General features: G+C 63.2%; 8 protein-coding genes. All 8 read left to right on the top strand.

The features are described 5' to 3' along the window. On the top strand, window positions 1-578 hold a 578-nt coding region (locus AHiyo1_RS06535; RefSeq protein ID WP_059388002.1), incomplete at its 5' end, for a response regulator. Between the two features lie 133 nt (window positions 579-711). Further along, window positions 712-1,011, top strand: a complete 300-nt coding sequence (locus tag AHiyo1_RS06530) for an SHOCT domain-containing protein (protein WP_059388001.1) — start codon at window positions 712-714, stop codon at window positions 1,009-1,011. Window positions 1,012-1,240: 229 nt separating this feature from the next. After that, the gene (locus tag AHiyo1_RS06525) at window positions 1,241-2,170 is read left to right on the top strand and encodes an ABC transporter ATP-binding protein (protein ID WP_059388000.1); all 930 of its coding nucleotides are present in this window, start codon (window positions 1,241-1,243) and stop codon (window positions 2,168-2,170) included. Then, window positions 2,163-2,984, top strand: a complete 822-nt coding sequence (locus AHiyo1_RS06520) for an ABC transporter permease (RefSeq protein ID WP_059387999.1) — start codon at window positions 2,163-2,165, stop codon at window positions 2,982-2,984. The genes AHiyo1_RS06525 and AHiyo1_RS06520 overlap by 8 nt, the downstream gene beginning before the upstream one ends. Beyond that, window positions 2,981-3,814 carry an ABC transporter permease gene (locus AHiyo1_RS06515; protein ID WP_059387998.1) on the top strand — a complete coding sequence of 278 codons (834 nt, stop codon included), beginning with the start codon at window positions 2,981-2,983 and terminating at the stop codon, window positions 3,812-3,814. The genes AHiyo1_RS06520 and AHiyo1_RS06515 overlap by 4 nt, the downstream gene beginning before the upstream one ends. A gap of 67 nt (window positions 3,815-3,881) precedes the next feature. Further along, window positions 3,882-4,454 carry a hypothetical protein gene (locus AHiyo1_RS06510; protein WP_059387997.1) on the top strand — a complete coding sequence of 191 codons (573 nt, stop codon included), beginning with the start codon at window positions 3,882-3,884 and terminating at the stop codon, window positions 4,452-4,454. A 10-nt stretch (window positions 4,455-4,464) separates the two neighbouring features. Next, window positions 4,465-5,298: an exodeoxyribonuclease III gene (locus AHiyo1_RS06505; RefSeq protein ID WP_059388003.1), complete on the top strand. Its 834-nt coding sequence runs from the start codon at window positions 4,465-4,467 to the stop codon at window positions 5,296-5,298. Window positions 5,299-5,316: 18 nt separating this feature from the next. Continuing rightward, window positions 5,317-6,408, top strand: a complete 1,092-nt coding sequence (gene trpS, locus AHiyo1_RS06500) for a tryptophan--tRNA ligase (protein WP_059387996.1) — start codon at window positions 5,317-5,319, stop codon at window positions 6,406-6,408. Window positions 6,409-6,417 lie beyond the last annotated feature (9 nt).

Here is a 6,417-nt window from a genome sequence, read left to right as displayed (position 1 = left end):
TGGCCGAAGCCGGTACCGGCCGGGACGCCGTCAGGCTGGCCGAGCGTGAGGCACCCGACGTCGTGCTCATGGACATCCGCATGCCGGATGGCGACGGGCTGGCCGCAACCCGGCAAATCCTGGCCAACCCACAACTCGCGCACACGCGCATTATCATCCTCACGACCTTCGAGCTGGACGAATACATCGCCGAAGCCGTGCGCGCGGGCGCCGCGGGCTTCCTCGTCAAGGACACCGAACCGGAGGAACTGATCCGGGCCGTGCGGGTAGTGCACGACGGCGACGCCCTCCTTTCGCCGTCGGTGACACGCCGCATCATGGCCCAGCTTGCCCTGCACAGCAAGGCGGCGTCGAAGACAGTGCCGCTGGAGCAAATCACCGAGCGCGAACGGGAAGTTCTGGCGTTGGTTGGCGAGGGCCTGAACAACGCAGAGATCGCCGAGCGGCTGTTCATCACCCCGCTCACGGCAAAGACGCACGTTTCACGGATCATGACCAAACTGCTGGTGCGTGACCGTGCGCAATTGGTGGTGCTCGCGTACGAGTCCGGCCTGGTGCGGCCGGGTTGGAGCAGCTAGCCCTGGCCTGGGGTCTCCCGGGGGAGTAGGCAGCTGGCCGCAAGTGACTCCCGGTGGCCGACGCGTTTCGACGGGCCAAAAACAAGACTGGAAACAGAGCCGAGATACGGCCTGTTGAGAGTTTGGACTGGACATGTTGACATCACTGAGCACCACCATCGGCGCCGCGGCCGCGCAGCTGCCCGCCGACGTCGTTCACGGACCGGGGGACGGATTCGTCTTCTGGCCGTTTTTCCTCCTGATCCCGCTGTTTTGGTTCCTCGTGATCGGATTCTTCATCTTTTTCGGCCGCCGGATGTGGCGCCGGAACCATTACTGGGCAGCAACACAGGGCGCCGAAAGCGTGCTGAGGGAGCGCTACGCACGGGGCGAAATCGACGAGACCGAGTACCGCCAACGCCTGGAAGTGCTGCGGGCACATCCCACGAAGTGACGAAACTGCGGATTCTGCTGGATCATTCGTCTGGATAAACCCTCTGGCCCTGGAACCACGCGGTTCCAGGGCCTGAGGTGCGGAATGATCCAGCAGAATGTCGCGAAGGGTCCAGCAGGTTAGTCCAGAAAATTGCGGAATACCTCTTTCACGTATTCCTTGGCTCTACTAGTCTGCTGGGGTGCACAATGAAGCCACCCGATCTTCCTCCACGTCAGCCAGCTTCCAGATGAACCCACCCGCAGTCATCACCGCCGAAAACCTCACCAAGAGCTACGGCGAGCTCATCGCCGTCGACGGAATCTCGTTCGAGGTCCCGGCAGGGGAGTCCTTCGGCCTGCTTGGCCCCAACGGTGCCGGCAAATCGACCACCATGAAAATGATCGGCGGAGTCTCCCAGCGCACGTCCGGGAAGCTCAGCATCATGGGCCTGGACCCGGAAACCCACGGGCCGGAAGTCCGCGCGCACCTCGGAGTGGTACCGCAACAGGACAACCTGGACGAGGAACTGAAGGTCCGCGAAAACCTGATTGTCTATGGCCGCTACTTCGGCTTGCCCTTGAGCTACTTGCGCCCCAAGGCTGATGAACTGCTCGAGTTCGCCCAGCTGACGGACAAGGCCAAGTCGAGGGTCGATGCCCTGTCGGGCGGCATGAAACGGCGCCTCACGATTGCCCGCTCGCTGATCAACGAGCCGAAGATCCTGCTCCTGGACGAGCCCACTACGGGACTGGACCCGCAGGCGCGCCACATCCTTTGGGACCGGCTGTTCAGGCTCAAGGAGCAAGGTGTCACGCTGATCCTCACTACGCACTACATGGACGAGGCCGAACAGCTTTGCGACCGGCTGATCGTGGTGGACAAGGGCCGGATCATGGCCGAAGGTTCGCCTGCCAGCCTGATCCGCGAATATTCCACGCGCGAGGTGCTGGAACTGCGCTTCGGTTCGGAACGCAACGCCACTATCGGCGCCGAACTCGCGGGCATCGGCGAACGCGTCGAGACGCTCCCGGACCGGGTGCTCATCTACGCGAACGACGGCGAATCGGCCCTGGAGCAAGTCTCCGCACGCCGGCTCCGTCCCCTGACGTCGCTGGTGCGGCGTTCTTCGCTGGAGGACGTCTTCCTCCGGCTGACCGGACGGAGCCTCGTTGACTAGCGCCCACTCGCCTGCCGTCTCAGCCAGCCGGGCGAAGCGCTGGGGATCTTTCTTCTACGCCGAGCAGGTCCTCCGAGTGATGCGTGGCTACGGCTGGTCCGTGTTCCTGTACAGCGTGGGGCAGCCGGTGGCCTACCTGTTCGCCATGGGAATCGGGCTGGCGAGCCTCGTGGATGCGAACAGCGCAGCGGTGTTCGGTGGAGTGAACTATTTGACCTTCATCGCGCCGGCATTGTTGGTCTCATCCGCGGTCATGACGGCGTCGGGAGACTTTTCCTACCCGATCATGGACGGCTTCAAGTGGCGCCGCGTGTTCTTTGGCCCGCACGCCTCCCCGCTGGTACCGCAGCAGATCGCCGCGGGCCACATCATGGCGAGTGCCTTGAAGTTCCTGGTGCAATCGGTGGTGTACTTCGCCATCGTGGCCATGTTCGGTGCCTCGCCGAGTCCGTGGGGTTGGGTGTCGGCGATAGTTGCCACGGTGGCCGGACTGTCCTTCGGGCTGCCGCTCATGGCCTATGCCTCGACCATCACCAAAGACTCCGGCCAGTTCGCGCTGGTGCAGCGCTTCATCGTGGTGCCGCTGTTCCTGTTTTCGGGCACCTTCTTCCCGCTGGATTCGCTGCCGCTTGGAGTGCGTTGGATCGGTTGGATCTCCCCGGTCTGGCACGGCACTCAGCTTGGCCGCGTCTTCACCTACGGACTCGAGGAGAATCCCTTGTTGACCCTGGCCCACGTCCTGTTCCTTGTGGGCGCCGCCGCCGCAGGCTGGACGCTGACGCGGCGCCAGTTCGTCAGGAGGATGGGAGCATGAGCGTTCTTACCGGAGGCCACAGCGCCACCGACGCCGCCCGTGAACGTACCTTCGGCCCGCTGTACTCCCGCAACGCGCTTGCTGTTGTGTCCCGGGGCCTCATGGCAGCGAAAAGCAGCACGTGGTTGATCCTGGTATCCGGATTCTTCGAGCCGGTGCTCTACCTGATTTCGATGGGCGTGGGACTCGGCCCGATTGTGGGTACCGTGGCGGGACCGGGCGGCCAGGAAATCAGCTATGCGGCGTACATCGCGCCCGCGCTCCTGGCCGTGTCCGCCATGAACGGCGCCGTCTACGACTCCACCTGGAACGTCTTTTTCAAGATGAACTTCGCCAAGCTGTACCAAGGAATGCTCTACACCTCCCTCGGGCCGTTGGACGTAGCCATCGGGGAGATCTTCCTGGCCCTGCTGCGCGGACTCCTGTATGCCACGGGGTTCACGGCCGTCATGGCCGTCATGGGACTCATCACCACGCCATGGGCCATCCTCGTCATCCCCGCCTCAGTACTGATCGCTTTCGGCTTTGCGAGTTTCGGCATGGGCATCACCAGCTTCATGAAGACGTTCCAGCAGATGGACTGGATCAACTTCTTCATGCTGCCCATGTTCCTTTTCAGCGCTACCTTCTACCCGCTGAGCGTCTATCCGCAATACATCCAGTGGCTCATCCAAGCAATGCCCCTCTGGCATGGCGTGGAACTCCTGCGGCAGATCAGCATCGGCTCCTTCAGCCCGGCCACGGCAGTCCATATCGCCTACTACCTCGTGATGATCGGACTCGGCATCACGCTCACTACCGGAAGGTTGCGCAAGCTCTTCCTGAAATAGCGGCGCGGGCTGTTCGCCGGGGGTGGAAGCGGGCGGTTCGCCGCGCGGAGTTTGCGACAATGGGTGCATGCGATCCCTCGGCGACTCCCCGTCATCTGTTCCCTCGACCGCTTCCGCCAGGAGCCCTTTCAAAGGCTTCCGCATCGGTGGACTGGGCATGACCGTGGTGATCATCGCTTTCCTGGTGGCCGTGATCTTCGCCGCCAACCACAACGACGTCGTCGGTTGGATCGTTGCGGTTGTCTCCTTTGGCTGGCTCGCGCTCGCCGCTTTCGTGGTCTTCAGCATCCAGAAGGCCGCCAGGAGGGCCGGTGAAAAACTCACCGAGGCCCAGAACGCCTTCAACGCGGCAACCGGCCGGGCGCCGTCGTCGTCGAGCGCCGACCACGGTGGCACACGGGTGGTCTCGGAACGGAGCGAAGCTGACGAAATGCGGGACCTCAAACTGGACCACTCTTTCAAGATTGTCCAGGTGCAGGTCCGCGTGGTGGAGGACGAACGCGCCAAGGGCGACGCCGCCGATCAGGACACGATCAACCGCGCCTTGGAAACCATCGCCATCACGTCAAGCAATGCCCGGGACATGATCAAGTCATCCGGCGGCGGCGACGAGCCCGTCTCGGGCACCATCATCGACTAGAGTGGACGGGGTGAGCTCGGCATTGAAGAAGGACTTCCTTCGCATCGCAACGGTCAACGTCAACGGCATTCGCGCCGCCTACAAGAAGGGCATGGCGGAGTGGCTGGAACCGCGCGACGTCGACATCCTGTGTCTGCAGGAAGTCCGCGCGCCCGATGAGGTGGTCCACCAGCTCATCGGCGAAGGCTGGTACATCCTGCACGCCGAAGCCGAGGCAAAGGGCCGCGCCGGCGTTGCGATTGCCTCCCGGCAGGAACCCGTCGCCACCCGCGTGGGTATCGGTGACGACTACTTCGCCACGACTGGGCGCTGGGTCGAGGCGGACTACGTCGTTCGGGACGGCGGCGGCAAGGACACTACCCTGACGGTCGTCAGCGCCTATGTGCACTCCGGCGAAGTGGACACACCCAAGCAGGTGGACAAGTACCGCTTCCTGGACATCATGACCACGAGGCTTCCGGAACTTGCCAAGCACAGCGAGCATGCCTTGGTGGTCGGCGACCTGAACGTGGGCCATACGGAGCTGGACATCAAGAATTGGAAGGGCAACACCAAGCGTGCCGGTTTCCTTCCTGAGGAGCGCGCGTACTTCGACCGCTTCTTCGGCGACGAGATCGGATGGAGGGATGTCCACAGGGGCCTGGCAGGAAATGTCGATGGCCCCTACACCTGGTGGTCCCAGCGCGGTAAGGCCTTTGACACTGACACAGGCTGGCGCATCGACTACCACATGGCCACTCCCGGACTCGCGGCAGCCGCTCTTTCGGCCGTCGTCGACCGGGCGCCGTCATGGGACACCCGTTTCTCCGACCACGCACCGCTGGTAGTCGACTACCAGCTCTAGGCTTTCGAAAGTTTCCTCATGACCAGTTCCACCACGACTGAACCCGCTGCAGCCGCAGCCAAGGCAACATCAACCAAACTGGCCGCCGGGGCGAAGCACCGCGTGCTGTCCGGCATGCAGCCCTCTGCTGACTCCCTCCATCTGGGCAACTACCTCGGTGCCCTGGTCAACTGGGTCCGCATGCAGGATGAGTACGACGCCATCTTCTTTATCCCGGACCTGCATGCCATTACGGTGCCGCAGGATCCCGCCGAGCTGGCCCGCCGTACGCGCGTCACCGCTGCGCAGTACATCGCCGGTGGTGTAGACGTCAACAAGTGCACACTGTTCGTTCAGTCCCAGGTTCCTGAACACGCCCAGCTGGCGTGGGTCCTGGGCTGTATCACGGGCTTCGGCGAAGCATCGCGCATGATCCAGTTCAAGGACAAGTCGCTGCAACACGGCTCCGACCACGCGAGCGTCGGGCTCTTCACCTACCCGATCCTGCAGGCGGCCGACATCCTGCTGTACCAGCCACACGGGGTGCCCGTAGGCGAAGACCAGCGGCAACACATTGAGCTCAGCCGCGACCTCGCCCAGCGCTTCAACAGCCGCTACGGCGAGACATTCCAGGTGCCGCAGGCCTTTATCCAGAAGGAAACGGCCAAGATCTACGATCTCCAGAACCCCACGGCCAAGATGTCCAAGTCCGCGGAGTCGCCTGCCGGCCTGATCAACCTGCTCGATGACCCGAAGGTCACGGCCAAACGCATCAAGTCGGCAGTCACGGATAACGGCACGGAAATCCGCTTCGATCGCGAAGCGAAGCCCGGAGTATCCAACCTGCTGAGCATCTACTCGTCCATCAGCGGCCAGCCGGTGGAGAAAATCGTCGCGGACTATGAAGGCAAGATGTACGGCCACCTGAAGGTCGACCTCGCTGAACTCGTTGCGGCCCACCTCGGGCCGATCCGGGACCGCGCCAACGAGTTGCTCGCCGATCCGGCAGAACTCGACCGGCTCCTGGCTCACGGAGCGGACAAAGCCCGCGAGATCGCCTCGGCCACGCTCGCCGACGTCTACGCCAAGGTGGGCTTCCTGCCGTACGGCGGAGCACAAGGAATCCGCTAAAGCCATGTG

Origin of the sequence: Arthrobacter sp. Hiyo1, assembly GCF_001263615.2 — a bacterium.
Taxonomy (GTDB): Bacteria; Actinomycetota; Actinomycetes; order Actinomycetales; family Micrococcaceae; genus Arthrobacter.
The sequence above is the reverse complement of the archived record's forward strand: the minus strand, read 5'-3'. Positions and strand labels throughout refer to the sequence as shown.

What these genes read in the sequence shown, in the direction of transcription:
- trpS (WP_059387996.1), top strand. Translation starts at nt 5,317, where the DNA reads ATGACCAGTTCCACCACGACTGAACCCGCTGCAGCCGCAGCCAAGGCA.
- AHiyo1_RS06515 (WP_059387998.1), top strand. Translation starts at nt 2,981, where the DNA reads ATGAGCGTTCTTACCGGAGGCCACAGCGCCACCGACGCCGCCCGTGAA.
- AHiyo1_RS06530 (WP_059388001.1), top strand. Translation starts at nt 712, where the DNA reads ATGTTGACATCACTGAGCACCACCATCGGCGCCGCGGCCGCGCAGCTG.
- AHiyo1_RS06510 (WP_059387997.1), top strand. Translation starts at nt 3,882, where the DNA reads ATGCGATCCCTCGGCGACTCCCCGTCATCTGTTCCCTCGACCGCTTCC.
- AHiyo1_RS06525 (WP_059388000.1), top strand. Translation starts at nt 1,241, where the DNA reads ATGAACCCACCCGCAGTCATCACCGCCGAAAACCTCACCAAGAGCTAC.